Consider the following 13,615-nt stretch of genomic DNA (forward strand, 5'->3'; position numbering starts at 1 on the left):
ACCTCACGCCGCGTCCGCTTGCGCTTGCCGTTGTACTCCGCATCGCCGAAGGTCAGTTGCATCGTCGTTGTCCGTTGCGTCTGTGTGATTGTCGCAGGATCAAGGGGAGTTGTTCAGAGTTTCCCTAATGTGCGGGCCTGCACCGCGGGCATGACATGCGAATAGCATTTTTTTCTTGATTCGGCCAAGTGCCATGCAGCGCGCGTCATCAAGCGAGGTGCATGGCGCGTGGTGATTTGGAGTTGCCAACAAGCGTCGCTGTGGTGCGATGCTGGCTCGGAGAACTTGGCAATGGTCAAGCACTGCATACCGATGCAGCGCATCAGCAGCACATTGCCTGGCTAATGCACGGTCGTGTTGCCGGTCGCTGTCACAACGCGACCAGCTGGATGCTGTCGAACACGATTGCCGGGCTGAGGTAGCCGTTGTCCGGGGAGCCGGAGGCAATGCCGATCTCGATGCGGTTGCTGCCGGCCTGCAAGGCAGATGCGGGAATGTCCACTTCGTACAGGGTGTTGTTGCCGCGCGTCGTGCCGCGCGTGATACCGCGTGTCTTTGGTTGCGTGGGGGCAGCAGGCACCGGGCCGTTCCAGTGGTCATTCACGCTGATTTGTGGGCGTGCGCTGACCTGTGCCAAGGGCACGAAGATGCGCAGGCGATAGCCGCGTACCTCGGTGGCGGCCAGGCTGAAGTCGATCCGGCTAGGGGTATTGATGCCGCGCCACTGCACCGCCGGGAAGCTGCTTAGGCTGCTCGACCCGACGGTGTAGGTCGCCGGAGACCAGCGCATGCGCGCATCGGAAGGGTGCGCATGCGGTAACAAGTCCGCGTGCAGAAACCCCGCCGGTGTGCCATCAGGAATGCCGATCTGCCATTTCAATGTGCCGGGTAAGGCGACCGCCTGCAGTGTGGCTTGTGCGGTGGCATTGGCGAAGATATCGATATCGCCCTGCGTCACTTCCAGTTCGTTTTGGTAGAGCGTCATGCGATAGCGCCCTGGGCGCACACCGGCAACCTGATAATCGCCGCTGCCATTAGCGGTAGCCCAGTATTGCGCCTGCGCGTTACGCAAGCCGATGACGGCAGGCTGGCCGGGCAGCACGCCGCTCACGCGCCCACTTACTCCACCGCGCCCGCTCGCTGGCAGATAGCCGCTCAGGCCTAACGTGGCATCGACGAAATCGGTATTGAGCTGCGCATTGGGCGGCACGCCGCCATCGGTGAACAACAGCCCGTACACGCCATGCAGGCCGCCACGAAACGCTTCGGTCTGGGTGTGGTCGGAATACATGTAGTTGTAGAGCTCATGTGTCACGCTGGTCTTTTGCGTGGCGATGTCCTTGAAGAATGGCCCGCCCGCGCTGTGCTCGCGGTTGCCCATCAGCATAAACACGGCAACGCCGGAGCCGCTGACGCCATGCACCTGGTCATCCATCATTCGACGTGCGGAATAGAATTTGGAACTGGTGCGCCCATCCGGCAGCAGAAAGACATCCTTGCCTTCGATCGCTGTGCCGACGTTGGAATCTGGTTCCTGCTGCGCATTCGGTAACTTGGATACATTCAAGCGGGCGACGAAGCGCAATTCGCCTATCGGCAGCAAAGTTGGCGCATAGGTGGCCATGTAGATCGCGTTGCGGCCCTTGCGCACGATGTAGTACTGGATCAGATCGCCGGCCTTTGCCGACACTACAACCGTTCCACCGACGACGCGTGCGTCCACGCTGGCATTGCCGAGCCCCGATGCGATGTGCGAGCCCTTCGATTCGGTTGTCTGCAGTTCGTTGTCGCGGTAGCGCATCGACACGATATCGCCATTATTTGCATTGACCGAAAACACCAGCTCGGCGCCGCTGTCGACGATCACGCGGTCGCCGCTGCGCGTGACTCCGAATTCGGCCAGCGCAGGTGCGCTGACGCCGGCATAGAGCAATAGCGTGCAGGCAAAGCTGCGCAGGCGATTACGCGGCATGGTGGTTACCGTGCGGAAGCAGGACATCGTTGCGATGCATGCGCGCAATGCTAGGCGAGCGTCGGAGACAGAGAACGTGCGCACTGTTCGAAATTCCAGCAATCAAGGTTGGAGGGGTTGGCCCAATGCGGGCATCGCTGACCGATTGTACGTTGCGCAACTGCAACTGGGACAAGTCGTACACGCAGTTGGAGAGGCCACCAAAAACATAGCGAGCCATTGCCAGATAGGAGTGCATAGTGCGCGGCAATCGAAGTGCACGCGCTGTACTGCCGCACCGAGCACCGGCCGCTCCCGGCTGGCGGTGGTGACGGTCGCTTTGCTGATTGTTCCTGTGACGCGCCGGTTTCATGACACCGCTCAGCGCAACGCATCCCGCACCGAGGCGATGTCAGCCATCCATTGCGTGCGCTTGCCGATCGCGAAGCGATATTCGTTTCCGTCGCCCAACCGCACCGCCAACGATGTGGGCGCGACCGGCAGCAAGCCGAATAGGCGCGTCCAGCAGGGCTGCATCGCCACGATCTGCTGCAGAGGTACGCTCAGCGACTGGGTCTGCACATTGAACGCATGTGGCTGAAACAGCAGCGCATCGGCGGTGAGAATCAGACGCCCGCCCACCGCCTCCATTCCGCGCTGAAGATTGGCGGGTGCCTGACGCAATACGTCGCGATCAATCGAACGTAAGCCGCCACCTTGGAAGAGCGAGCTCACGGGCGTGCAGTGGCGATGTGGGCACGTGGCATCTGCCAGGGCGAGACGCCGCGGCTGCCGAGCGGTGCCAGGAATGAAACCGAAAACATGCGATAGGCCTGATGGGCTACATCACTGCAGCGAACGCCGCCGGCAAGACGTGGTAGCACACCATGACATCACATCGCTTGTGTACGCCAGGCTACCGCCGATCAAGTACATCAACAGATCGTACAGGGTGGCGGTATTGCCGAGCGCAATGTAGCCCGCGCTGCCAGGGCGCAGCCCCAGGCGGTCGGCCAGGTGGATCGCCTGCAGGCCCTCGATCAAGCACCCGGTAGCCACGGCCAGCACGCAGGCCCAGCGTGGTGACAGCGCCAGCAATCCACGCAGCCCGCAGTAGACCGGGATCACCGCCAGCACATCGCCCAGGCTGCCGCGCACCCACAGACCGCCAAGTTTGCCGGCGCCGATCGCCACTTCGATGGCCAACACGGCGAACGCCAGCAGCAGGTAGAGCGTGCGGACACGCATCGAAAGACGGCTCATCGCGCTTTTGCACGCCTGCGTTGGCGGCCCTGCGTATAGGTGGTGCTGGGCGGGATGCTGATGCTACGGTGGCGGTCGGTGAACGTAACCTTGCACCTGCCAACGGCCCGGCGGCGCGCTCGCCTCGGCCCGTGCGGTCATACCGACGTGTGCGAGGAAAACATTGCGCGGATTACCGCTGATTGATCCTTGTAGGCACGGTGCATCAACTGCGTTTTGCTCGGCATGTTCGGTGGGGTCGATCACCCGGATGCTGCATACCACATCGGCGCGCTGCTGCGCATCCAGGCCAGGATTGGAGAGAAACATCAGCGGGAACAGCGAATCACCGGCGCTGACATGATCCACTTCGCTGAAGTGCGGCGTGGTGTCGCTGGGCGTGTTCCACTTTGCCGCCCAGTCGGCATCCGAGGTCAGCAGCAGGCTGGCGCCGAGTCCCTGGACCATCTTGCGGCTGGGCGAATCCGCAATCGCCTCGCCCTGCTGGTTGATCCATCCCGATTGGGCACGGGCCGATAGCGGCAGCAACGGTAGCGATACCGCGAATAGCGACGACAGCAGGGTATGTGGCAGGCGCATGAGCAATCCTTGGCGAGCGCGTTCCGCTGAAACGGCAGCGGAGCCGTGAAGCAGTGTGCCTGCACGCACTGGGCGCCGGCATATCAATGATGAAGCGCGATTCTGACGAGCCCAGCGTACACAGGGCACGCCGCAGGCCCTTACTTCAGATAGGCACGCGGCAGCGGGCCGGCTTGCTGCATGTAGCGGTCGCGCAGCTCGCTCTGGCGCGAGCGCATCGGCATGTCGCGACCGCCAAGCCAGACCTGTTCGGCGTAGTGGGCAACATCCAGCGGGTCGCCTTCCCACAGCACTAGATCGGCCTGCTTGCCCACCGCAATGCTGCCGATGCGATCGCCCACGCCGAAGATGTCCGCTGGCACGCGGGTCACACCGGCCAGGCCAGCTTCCCACGGCAAGCCGTTGGCGACCGCGTTGCCTGCCAGCTGGCGCAGCTTGCGTGCGTTGTGCGAGGCATCGCCGTTCTGGGTAAAGCTGACCTCCACACCGGCGGCACGCAGACGTGCGGCGTTTTCCAGCGTTGCGCCAATCTGGTCGAAAGTGGATGGCAGATCCGCCAATGCATCCACCAGCACTGGCACCTTGGCCTGCGCCAGTTGTGGCGCGAGCTTCCAGGCTTCGGCGCCACCGGCAATTGCGATGCGCACCTTCTCACGCTGCGCCCAGCGCAATAACTGGCGGATGTCGGCGGCGCGTTCCACCTGCACCACGATGCGGCCCTGGCCGGCCAGATACTTCGCAAGGACGCCGCGGCCGACCGGGGTCAGCAATGCGTGCGGTGAGTCTGCCGGGATGCGTCCACGCGCCTCGGCGACCAGTTGATCGAGCAGCATCCACTGCGCCGCACGCGAGCTGCCGGTGAGGTCGGATGCCGCCGCGCCGATGCGGAGGAACAGCGCATGCGGGCCTAACGGATCCGGGCTGCCATCCAGCCGTACGATGCCGCCCTGGCCAGCGATAAACGCACCGCTGGTGGTCGCACCCAACGCGGTAAAACCAATGCCTTCCACACGCGCCACCGGCACCAATACCGATTCGGGGTTGTAGGCCAGGGTGACGTCGAATTCCGGGCGCATCGGTTGGTCGGCCAATTTGACGCCGCTGTCTACCGTGGTCTCTTCGCCGGACACTTCTTCGATGCCGATCTCGGTGATGCCGCCGAACAAGGCCGGCGTCAGCGGGCGGCCTTTTGCCTCGACCACACGGCCATCGCTAGGTGCCGCCAAGTTGCGGCCGATGGCGCGGATCACGCCGCCCTGCACCAGCACGTCGGTGTTCTGCAGCGTGCCCTGCGCGGTGGCGGTGTGCACGGTGGCGCCGCGAATCAACACCTGCTGGCCGAACGCGGGAAACGCCAGCGCGGCGGTAATCAACGCCACGATCGCGCGCAAACGCGGGCGCACAGCAGTTTCGCGGCTCATCGTGCCACCTCCTGGCCGAGCATGAAATCCGACACCGGCTGCAGTGCGCGGTGATGCCGGTCGTAAACCTGCGCGCCGTCGATATACACCTGCTCGGCCAGCGCATACGAGCTGAAAGGGTTGCCGTTCCACACCACCACATCGCCCATCTTGCCCGGCTCCAACGCGCCAGTCTGCTGTTCGATGCCGAGCGCCTTGGCGGCATTGCTGGTGAGCCAGCGGATGGCACGTTCGGGCGGGATTTCCATGCCGCTGCGGCGCGCGTTGGCGATCACCTTGGCAGCTTCCTGGTTGAGCCGCTGGATGCCTTCTTCCGAGTCCGAATGCACGATGGCGCAGCTGTTGGCCGGGCGATCAACCAGTGCGATGTTTTCCTGGATGCCGTCGAAGGCTTCCATCTTGAAGCCCCACCAATCGGCCCACAGTGCCCCGCAGATGTTTTCCTGCGCCAGGCGGTCGGCCAGCTTGTAGGCCTCCACGCCGTGATGGAAGGCGGCGATGTGGAAGCCGAATTCCTTGGACAGATCCAGCATGGTCGCCATTTCATCGGCGCGGTAGCAGTGGATATGCACGCGGATATCGCCGTTGATGGCGCCGGCCAAGGTGTCGAGCTTGAGATCGCGCTTGCCGCGGGCATCGCCGCTGCTGTCGTTGTCGCCGCCGCTGCTCCACCAATGACGCTTCTTGGCGTCCTTCTTTTTCGGTGCGTTCTTCTGCAAGTACTCGGCTGCATCGATAAACGCAGCGCGGTAGCCGGCCACGTTGCCCATCCGAGTGCCGGGGCCACCTTTCTCGCCATACACCCGTTTGGGATTTTCGCCGCAGGCCATTTTCAGGCCCCACGGTGCGCCCGGGAATTTCATGCCTTGGTAGGTAGTGGATGCCACGTTCTTGAGCGTGACGCCGCGCCCGCCAATCAGATTGGCCGAGCCTGGCAGGATCTGCAGCGAGGTGATGCCACCGGCCAACGCGGTGCCGAAGCCGGGGTCCTGCGGCCAGATCGAATGCTCTGCCCACACGTTGGGCGTGACCGGTGCGGTCATCTCGTTGCCATCGCTGTGCGCGCTGACGCCCGGGCTGGGGTACACGCCCAGATGTGAGTGCACATCGATGATGCCGGGAGTCACCCACTTGCCGGTGCCGTCGATGCGACGCACATCCGCGGGCGCCTCGAGCGCCTTGCCGACCGCAGCCACCTTGCCGTCGCGCAGCAGCACGTCGGCATCGTCCAAGCGCTCGCCGGTGCCGGTGAGTACGGTGGCGTGCTGGATCAGCACCGGACCGGACGCAAGCGCGCGGTAGGTGCTGGGGTAGGGGTCTTGCACGAAGCGCGATGTGGTCGACGCCGCAGACGCAGGCCCGCACAGCACCGCCGCGCCCAGCGCGGCGAACAGAATGGAACGCATGGATTCCCCGGTGAAACGAAAACGTCAGCGGCAAACCTAGCCGTCGGCGGCGTGCTTGCCAAGTGCGGAACGTCGTGAGCGGCGGCCTCATCACACGCGCCAGTGCATGCTACGCAGAATTCGTCAGGGGAATGCCGATGATTGCCAAAACAGAGCGCAACAAGCAGGCCGATGTGGTGCTGGCTTTCTGGGAACTGGCCGGCTCGGCTCGCTGGTTCACGCACAACGACGCGTTCGATGCCAATGTTCGCCAGCATTTCAGCGAGCAGCATTTTGCCGCGGCGCGTGGCGAATACACGCAGTGGATGGCGCGCGCTGAAGATGCGCTGGCTTTGCTGATCCTGCTTGATCAATTTCCGCGCAATGCCTTTCGCGGCAGCGCGCATGCCTATGCCACTGACGGCCTGGCGTTGCGGCATGCAAAGCAAGCGCTCGCCAGCGGCTTCGATCAACAGGTGTCGGCGCAATTACGCTTGTTTTTCTATCTGCCATTCGGGCATGCCGAAGACGTCGATGAGCAGGCGCGTGCGGTGCAGCTGATCACTGCACTGGGCGATACCGAGAGTACTAACTCGGCGCTGGAGCATCAGCGCATCATTCAGCGCTTTGGCCGGTTTCCACACCGTAATGCGGTGCTGGGACGTGAGACCAGGGCAGAAGAACAGCAGATTCTGGATGAAGGCGGGTTTGCTGGTTGAAGACCGGCATCGGTGAGTTGCATGACGGCGGTTGAGGTCTGTCGTGCAGCGTCTGCAACGGCTGCGTTATCGTCGAACACGCGCATGCATTGCAGAAGGGGGAGGTGTGCCACGCGCGATGCCGCAACAGCGATCGCGCATGTACCTAAAACCGATCAGCAGCCGCCCGGCAATGCTTGCGAACGCCATGTTGCGCCTTCGCCGAGCAGCAGAGAGAACCCGTAACTTTCATAGCCGCTTTCCGACAGCACGAAATCGAGCGTGCCGTTGCCGTCGATATCGCCGAACTGCAACAGATGCGTGCGCAGCGGCAGGTCTTCGCAATCGTCGCAGCCACTCGCAGCGTGGCCCTTGCGGAACTGCCAGCGGCCGCCGTCATGTTCGAAGATCGCAAGCACGACCAGCACGCCGGTCGGGTTCTCTGCGTTGCCGGTCTTGATCGGGTGGTTGGAGGTCAGCACGGCCACGCGCCGCTGCGGTTGCTGCGCGTCGGTGATGATCTGCAGCGCCGCCAGATCCTGTGCGTGGTCGGCATTGAACGCCGCCAGTGCCTGCGTCAGTGCGCCCGGTTTGACGCTCTGGCGTAGCTGGGCGGTATTGCTCACCTGAGCAAACAACTCGGTCTGTTCGCTGGTAGTTGCTGCCCGGCCGGCGAAGCGCTTGCCGGGGTTTATATCCACCGTCGACAGTAATGGCGAATTGGACAGCGTGGGGTTGCCTTGATGCGCAGCTTGGCGGTGCCGCCACACATGCTGTTGTCGTCCACCGTCAGCGCCGCAAGCCGCACGTTGCCGGTGGAAACGCCTGCGTTGAAGACCTGCAGCGGCTGGCTCAGCAGCGCCTTGGGCAGGGTCGATTCCTCTGCCACGCCTTTGCCGAGCCAGACCGGGACGTATTCCAGCGGATCGTCGGTTGGCTGGTTGTCATAGGTCTGCACCAGCAGTACCGCGCGCGACGGTTCTGCAGCGTGTGCGGCCAGCGGCAACAGCGCGGCCAGGGCGAGAGAGAGCAGGCGGGTGTGCATTGCAGCTGTGTCCTTGTGCAGGTTGATCCATGAAAAAAAACGGACGCTCCAAGGAGCGCCCGTTTCGGTATGCGGTGTGCCAGGGAAGCTTACATCTGTGCAAGCCGTGGGCACACGGGTGACGCGAGCGCTGCACTCTACATGTGCGGCCGCCGCTCGGTGTTGCTCAGTATTTCGCCACACCGTTGTCCACTTCGTCCGACCACGCATCGATGCCGCCGGTGACGTTGTAGACGTTGGTAAAGCCCAGGCTGCGGAAATGTTCGGCCGCCTGCAGGCTACGGCCGCCGCGGTGGCACAGGAACGCCAGCGGGGTGTCCTTGGGCAGTTGTTCGATCGCGGCACGCTCGTGCGCATCCAGGGTGCGGAACGGCGCAGCCACGGCAGCCAGCGCACGCTCGTCGGCCGGGCGCACGTCCACCAGGGTGATGCTGCCGGCCTTGAGGCGGTCGTCGGCATCGCGCACCGACAGCTCCTGCACCGGCTTGGGCGCATTGGGGTTGTCGATGGCCAAGCCACGGCCGCGGATATCGTCCACCCAATCGATGGTGATGCCGTCGGCGCGGCGCGCGCTGGCCAGGTCGAACTGCACGCGCAGACCGTTGGATTCAGCGGCAATGGCGTTCGGATTGGTCGGTGCCAGTTGGAAATTGGGCTGGAAGTTGGCATCAATGGACAGCGTCAACGAGGCATCCGGCGCGTCAGCCAGCGCACCCTTGAGCATCTCGACTGCGGCCGGGGTAATTGTGATCTTGGGCGGGCTGCGGTCGGGCGCCTGCAGGCCGAGCATGCTGCTCAGCTCGCCGCTATCGGCCATCTGCAGGATGATGTCGCTGCCGCCGATCAGCTCGCCGTCCACGTACAGCTGAGGAATGGTCGGCCAGTCGCCATAGGCCTTGATGCCCTCGCGGATTTCCTGGTCGGCCAGCACGTTGACGTGGGCATAGTCGATGCCTAGACCGTCCAGCACGCCGACTGCCTTGGCAGAAAAACCGCATTGCGGCATGCCGGGCTGGCCTTTCATGAAGAGCACCACGCGGCTGGATTGCAGCAGCGTATCGATACGGGAACGCAGGGCGGGATCGAGGGACATGGCGGCACTTCGGTGGGGGCGTAGAGGGCGTTCATTCTACGCCGCATGGCATCATGCGGCATGACCACGCCGGAAACGCTGTATCGCACCCCTTCGCACCCGCACCGCTGGGTAGGCCTGTTGGCCCTCTCGCAGGCAGCGGTGGCGGTGCTGTGGTGGCACCTGGGCTGGGCCTGGGGGCTGTTTGCGCTGCTGCTGTCGCATGCGCTGTTCGTGGTGCCGGTGTTCCTACCGCGCGCGCGGCTGTATGCGCCGGTGCTCGCGCGGTTACCCGGTCGCATGCCGCATGTCTGGCTGACGATCGATGACGGCCCGTCCGACGACACCCCGGCCATCCTCGACCTGTTGGATGCGTACGACGCCAAGGCCACGTTTTTCGTGGTCGGCGCACGTGCCGAGCAGCGGCCCGAGCTGGTGCGCGAGATGGTGCGCCGCGGGCATGGCATCGGCAATCACAGCCACACGCATCCGCAGGCTTGGTTCTGGGCGCTGGGGCCGCGCCGCATGGCGCAGGAAATCGGCCAGGCGCAGCGCGTGCTGGCCTGCATTACCGGCCAGGCGCCACGGCTGTACCGCTCGGTAGTGGGCATGACCAATCCGTTCGTCGCCTCGCCGCTGCGTGCGCACGGCCTGACGCGCGTGGCCTGGAGCGTGCGCGGTTTCGACGGCGTGCGGTGCGAGCCGGACACCACCATCGCCCGTATCGTGCGCGACCTGCGGCCCGGCGCCATCGTGTTGCTGCACGATGGCGCTGCGCATGGCCACAACCTCACCATCCTGCGCGGCGTGCTGGAGGCGATGCAGGCACGTGGGTTGGTGGGGCGACGGCCGGATTCAGAATAACCACGAAAACGACCGCGCTCACTGCAAGGTGGTCAGTGTTGGTGACGGCATGTACCGCCTGTACACGCCAATTTCTTCGCGCTCCATGTCTGGTCGACGATTGCTAACGAAGGGTAGCGCGTCGCTCGTAGCGCAGTGCTTAGCGCGGCTCAGCCACGATCAGCCACGATCAGCCAATTGTTGAATGGCGTGTTGCCGTACAACGGTGCAAACGTGGCGCGCAGACCGGCCGCCTCCAGATGCGCTTGCAGACTGTCGCGGGTGGGATAGCTGCGCGGCATGCGCTGCATCCAGCCACTCAGATGCGCCAACACGTCTGTGATGCGGCTGGCGCGACCGCGGCTGCTGGCATCGCCCAGTGCGCTGCGGATCACCAGCTTTGCGCCGGGTGTGAGCATCTGCGCCACGCTACGTAGCAGGCTGGCCTGCATGTCCGACTGCAGATACTGCAGCACATCCAGAATGGTGACGCTGCCCTGATGCTGCGGCCACGCCACGCTCAGATCGACCACGTCGAACTTGGTGTTGCCCAGGTTCGAACGCTGCGCAATGTGCTGCGCGCGGCGGATCTTGGACGCATCCACATCCACACCGTGATACGCCAACGCCTGAGCATCGGCGCGCAGTGCATGCGCAAGCAGGCCCAGCCCGCAACCCAGATCCAGCACCGGCGCAGTGGTATTGCGCAGCTCGGCCAGCACGCCGGGGTACAGCGGGTCGGTGCGCAGTTTGGCTTGCGTGTAGTAGTAGTCGTAGCGGTTACCCAGCGGATGCGGCGGCAAAAACGCGCTTGCAATTTTCAGCGCCTGCGCGCGGCTCATCGGTTGGGTGGCAGTGGTGTGCAATGTCGTTCCTTGGCAATCAGGCGTGCTGCGCGGCTAGCTTAGGGCCTGTCGGGCTGATTGCGGTAGGGCCGGATGGCACCTTGCGATGCGCGGCTGCGGATGCACTGTTGCCGAGTGGCCACATTGCGCGTGTTGATGAGAGGCTGCGGTGCGTGCGTCTGCGCAGCGACGCACAAGACGGCTGGCAGATAGCGCGTGCAGCATCTCACGCTGCAGGCCAGGTTCGGAGCCGCATTCGCGAAGACATCACACAGATGGGCGCCGAACAACGCTGCGACTCAGGGAGCTAACAAAACGTAGCGAGCAGTGATCAGATGGATGTGCGCCGCGCAAGAACCGCAGCGGACACGCGTAGTGAATGCCGATTCCGGGCAGCGGACACGCCCGCCTGACAGCTTCGCAGTCGTCTGTTAGCTACTCTCAGGCGATCGTATCCACAGATCCAACCGCCCCGAGCGCATCACGCGCCGCCGGCAATGCCAGTGCTGTCCAACGTGCATACATCGCGCCGGAGGGATGCACGCCGTCGTCCACCAACATATCTACGGAATCACCGCCATCGCGGCTGGTGGCGGTGATATCGACAAAGCGCACGGCATGCGCGCTGCAGCGATCCGCGGCGATTGCGTTGAAGGCATCGATCTGCGCGCCGATCAGCGCGGCATCGCGGCCTCGCGCACGCGCAAACGGGGTCAGCCCCCAATCGGGAATCGACAGCACGAACACGCGTGCGGCATGGCCGCCTGCAAATGCAATTGCACGCAGCAACAGCGCATCGAATTGCTGGCAGTACTCATCCAGCGAGCGCCCGCGATATTGGTTGTTGGCGCCGATCAACAGGCTCACCAGCGCGAACGGGGCTTGCGGTGCGGCAGTGTCGATACCGGCCTGCAATTCGTCGGTGGTCCAGCCGGCGGTGGCGATGATCTGCGGCGGCGCCACGTCCCAACCGTAAGCGCGTAAGCCGTCGACCAGTTGCAATGGCCAACGCTGGGCAGGCGCAACGCCTTCGCCGATGGTGTACGAATCGCCGAGCGCCAGATAGCGCAGCGGCGTGCCAAGCGCAGCCATCAGGCCACGCTGCGTGGCTTGAGTGGAACCACCTTGGTGACGGCCTCGGCGCGGCGCGCCAAGGCACGGTCGATGCGCGCAAACACATCGCGCATCACACTGGCTTCCGGCATCAAGGTCACGCGGAAATGATGGCGATACGGCACGTTGAAACTGGAGCCGGGGACCACCAGCACGCCTTCTTCATTTATCAAATCAAGTGCGAACTCGTGATCGTCGAAGTTGCGCGCCGCCGCACCCACCACTGCCGGGAATGCGTAAAGCGCACCGGCCGGTACCACCAGCGACAAATGCTCGCTGGCCGCGCAGGCGTCGATCACTGCGCGGCGGGTTTCATACAGACGCCCGCCAGGCGCGCATAGCGCCGAGATGGTGTCCGGCCCGTTCACCGCCGCATCAATGGCGTACTGGCCCGGGACGTTGGCGCACAGGCGCAGCGCGCCGAGCAGGTCCATCGCGTTGCGCAGGTCGTTGATGCGCGCCTGGTCGCCCGACAGCAGCGCCCAGCCCACGCGCCAACCGCAGGCGCGGTGCACCTTGCTCAGCCCGCTGAAGGTGATGCACGGGTGCGCGCCGGCCAGCGGCGCGACTGGCACGAACGCAGCGCCGTCGTACAGCACCTGGTCGTAGATCTCATCGACCATCAGCAGCAGGTTGTGCTTGGTGGCAATCGCCACGATGCGCTCCAACAGCTCGCGCGAATAACTGGCGCCGCTGGGGTTGTTCGGATTGATCAGCACGATGGCGCGGGTGCGCGAGGACACCAGCGTCTCGATCTCCACCGGGTCCGGCTGGAAGCCGTTTTCCGGGGCGCAGCGGTAATACACCGGGCGGCCGTCATTGAGAATGGTCGCGGCCGACCACAGCGGATAGTCGGGCGAGGGCACCAGCACTTCGTCGCCGGGGTTGAGTAGCGCACGCAGCGACAGATCGATCAGCTCGCTGACACCGTTACCGATGAAGATGCGGTCCGGATGCGCGTCGGGATGTTGGCGCCGCGCGTACGCCTTGGCGACCGCTTCGCGCGCCTCCGGCAGCCCTTGCTGATGGGTGTACGGGTCGGTGCGACCCATGTCGTCGGCAATCGCTCGCTGCAGATGCTCCGGCGCACGGAACCCAAACGCACCCGGGTTGCCGATATTGAGCTTGATCAGCTTGCGGCCCTGCGCCTCCAACTCCCGCGCTCGCCGCGCCAGTTCGCCCCGGATTTCGTAGCGGACTTCGGACAGACGCTCGCGGATGGCGAGCGGCTTTTGCGGGGCAGTGGACATGCGACGGGCCGGTTGTAGGCGTGAGACTTGGCATGGTATCGGAAATATGACAAGCGGACATGCTTGCATCGGTAACGATGTCAAGTGGCACGTGAGCCGCCCGGCAGGACCCGACTGCACGAGCCGTCGCGGCCAGCCAGCTAGAATCCC

General features: G+C 64.2%; 12 protein-coding genes, 1 other RNA gene and 1 pseudogene. 2 read left to right on the forward strand and 12 right to left on the reverse strand.

Annotated features, from left to right (window positions below; translation table 11 throughout):
* Positions 1-370 precede the first annotated feature (370 nt).
* From NX05_RS15400 to NX05_RS15425, 6 genes are all read right to left on the reverse strand, one after another.
* Complete coding sequence (locus NX05_RS15400) at positions 371-1,972, reverse strand: rhamnogalacturonan lyase B N-terminal domain-containing protein (RefSeq protein ID WP_039434282.1); 1,602 nt, start codon at positions 1,970-1,972, stop codon at positions 371-373.
* Positions 1,973-2,332: 360 nt separating this feature from the next.
* Positions 2,333-2,686 (reverse strand): hypothetical protein, encoded by a 354-nt coding sequence (locus NX05_RS15405; RefSeq protein ID WP_039434285.1) that lies wholly within the window; start codon positions 2,684-2,686, stop codon positions 2,333-2,335.
* Positions 2,687-2,797: 111 nt separating this feature from the next.
* Complete coding sequence (locus tag NX05_RS15410; protein ID WP_039434287.1) at positions 2,798-3,214, reverse strand: ribosomal maturation YjgA family protein; 417 nt, start codon at positions 3,212-3,214, stop codon at positions 2,798-2,800.
* A 63-nt stretch (positions 3,215-3,277) separates the two neighbouring features.
* Positions 3,278-3,793 (reverse strand): hypothetical protein, encoded by a 516-nt coding sequence (locus tag NX05_RS15415; protein ID WP_230597628.1) that lies wholly within the window; start codon positions 3,791-3,793, stop codon positions 3,278-3,280.
* Between the two features lie 140 nt (positions 3,794-3,933).
* Positions 3,934-5,214, reverse strand: a complete 1,281-nt coding sequence (locus NX05_RS15420; protein WP_039434290.1) for an amidohydrolase family protein — start codon at positions 5,212-5,214, stop codon at positions 3,934-3,936.
* A complete protein-coding gene (locus NX05_RS15425; protein WP_039434293.1) occupies positions 5,211-6,620 on the reverse strand; it encodes an amidohydrolase in 1,410 nt (469 codons plus the stop codon). The genes NX05_RS15420 and NX05_RS15425 overlap by 4 nt, the downstream gene beginning before the upstream one ends.
* A gap of 131 nt (positions 6,621-6,751) precedes the next feature.
* Between NX05_RS15425 and NX05_RS15430 the strand changes: the two genes are divergently transcribed.
* Positions 6,752-7,318 (forward strand): DUF924 family protein, encoded by a 567-nt coding sequence (locus NX05_RS15430; protein ID WP_010377852.1) that lies wholly within the window; start codon positions 6,752-6,754, stop codon positions 7,316-7,318.
* A 155-nt stretch (positions 7,319-7,473) separates the two neighbouring features.
* Here the strand turns inward: NX05_RS15430 and NX05_RS15435 are convergent.
* Both NX05_RS15435 and grxD read right to left on the reverse strand, forming a co-directional pair.
* Positions 7,474-8,342: pseudogene (locus tag NX05_RS15435) on the reverse strand (hypothetical protein).
* A gap of 166 nt (positions 8,343-8,508) precedes the next feature.
* Complete coding sequence (gene grxD, locus NX05_RS15440; protein ID WP_017121288.1) at positions 8,509-9,435, reverse strand: Grx4 family monothiol glutaredoxin; 927 nt, start codon at positions 9,433-9,435, stop codon at positions 8,509-8,511.
* Between the two features lie 45 nt (positions 9,436-9,480).
* Between grxD and NX05_RS15445 the strand changes: the two genes are divergently transcribed.
* Positions 9,481-10,278: a polysaccharide deacetylase family protein gene (locus tag NX05_RS15445; RefSeq protein ID WP_172645715.1), complete on the forward strand. Its 798-nt coding sequence runs from the start codon at positions 9,481-9,483 to the stop codon at positions 10,276-10,278.
* Positions 10,279-10,427: 149 nt separating this feature from the next.
* On the opposite strand, the gene NX05_RS15450 is transcribed toward NX05_RS15445, so the two are convergent.
* From NX05_RS15450 to NX05_RS15460, 4 genes are all read right to left on the reverse strand, one after another.
* A complete protein-coding gene (locus NX05_RS15450; RefSeq protein WP_039434301.1) occupies positions 10,428-11,099 on the reverse strand; it encodes a methyltransferase in 672 nt (223 codons plus the stop codon).
* 308 nt (positions 11,100-11,407) lie between these two features.
* Positions 11,408-11,476, reverse strand: a non-coding RNA gene (locus tag NX05_RS22825) — sX9 sRNA.
* Positions 11,477-11,543: 67 nt separating this feature from the next.
* Positions 11,544-12,194, reverse strand: a complete 651-nt coding sequence (locus NX05_RS15455) for an SGNH/GDSL hydrolase family protein (RefSeq protein ID WP_039434304.1) — start codon at positions 12,192-12,194, stop codon at positions 11,544-11,546.
* Positions 12,194-13,465: a pyridoxal phosphate-dependent aminotransferase gene (locus NX05_RS15460; protein ID WP_039434306.1), complete on the reverse strand. Its 1,272-nt coding sequence runs from the start codon at positions 13,463-13,465 to the stop codon at positions 12,194-12,196. Before NX05_RS15460 ends, NX05_RS15455 begins: the two co-directional genes overlap by 1 nt.
* Positions 13,466-13,615: the final 150 nt, after the last annotated feature.

The organism is Xanthomonas vasicola (assembly GCF_000772705.2).
GTDB classification, from domain to species: domain Bacteria; phylum Pseudomonadota; class Gammaproteobacteria; order Xanthomonadales; family Xanthomonadaceae; genus Xanthomonas; species Xanthomonas vasicola.

Excerpts from the sequence above, each read along its gene's own strand:
- NX05_RS15400 (WP_039434282.1), bottom strand. The coding sequence starts at position 1,972 with ATGCCGCGTAATCGCCTGCGCAGCTTTGCCTGCACGCTATTGCTCTAT.
- NX05_RS15410 (WP_039434287.1), bottom strand. The coding sequence starts at position 3,214 with ATGAGCCGTCTTTCGATGCGTGTCCGCACGCTCTACCTGCTGCTGGCG.
- NX05_RS15415 (WP_230597628.1), bottom strand. The coding sequence starts at position 3,793 with ATGCGCCTGCCACATACCCTGCTGTCGTCGCTATTCGCGGTATCGCTA.
- NX05_RS15420 (WP_039434290.1), bottom strand. The coding sequence starts at position 5,214 with ATGAGCCGCGAAACTGCTGTGCGCCCGCGTTTGCGCGCGATCGTGGCG.
- NX05_RS15425 (WP_039434293.1), bottom strand. The coding sequence starts at position 6,620 with ATGCGTTCCATTCTGTTCGCCGCGCTGGGCGCGGCGGTGCTGTGCGGG.
- NX05_RS15430 (WP_010377852.1), top strand. The coding sequence starts at position 6,752 with ATGCCGATGATTGCCAAAACAGAGCGCAACAAGCAGGCCGATGTGGTG.
- grxD (WP_017121288.1), bottom strand. The coding sequence starts at position 9,435 with ATGTCCCTCGATCCCGCCCTGCGTTCCCGTATCGATACGCTGCTGCAA.
- NX05_RS15445 (WP_172645715.1), top strand. The coding sequence starts at position 9,481 with ATGGCATCATGCGGCATGACCACGCCGGAAACGCTGTATCGCACCCCT.
- NX05_RS15450 (WP_039434301.1), bottom strand. The coding sequence starts at position 11,099 with ATGAGCCGCGCGCAGGCGCTGAAAATTGCAAGCGCGTTTTTGCCGCCG.
- NX05_RS15455 (WP_039434304.1), bottom strand. The coding sequence starts at position 12,194 with ATGGCTGCGCTTGGCACGCCGCTGCGCTATCTGGCGCTCGGCGATTCG.
- NX05_RS15460 (WP_039434306.1), bottom strand. The coding sequence starts at position 13,465 with ATGTCCACTGCCCCGCAAAAGCCGCTCGCCATCCGCGAGCGTCTGTCC.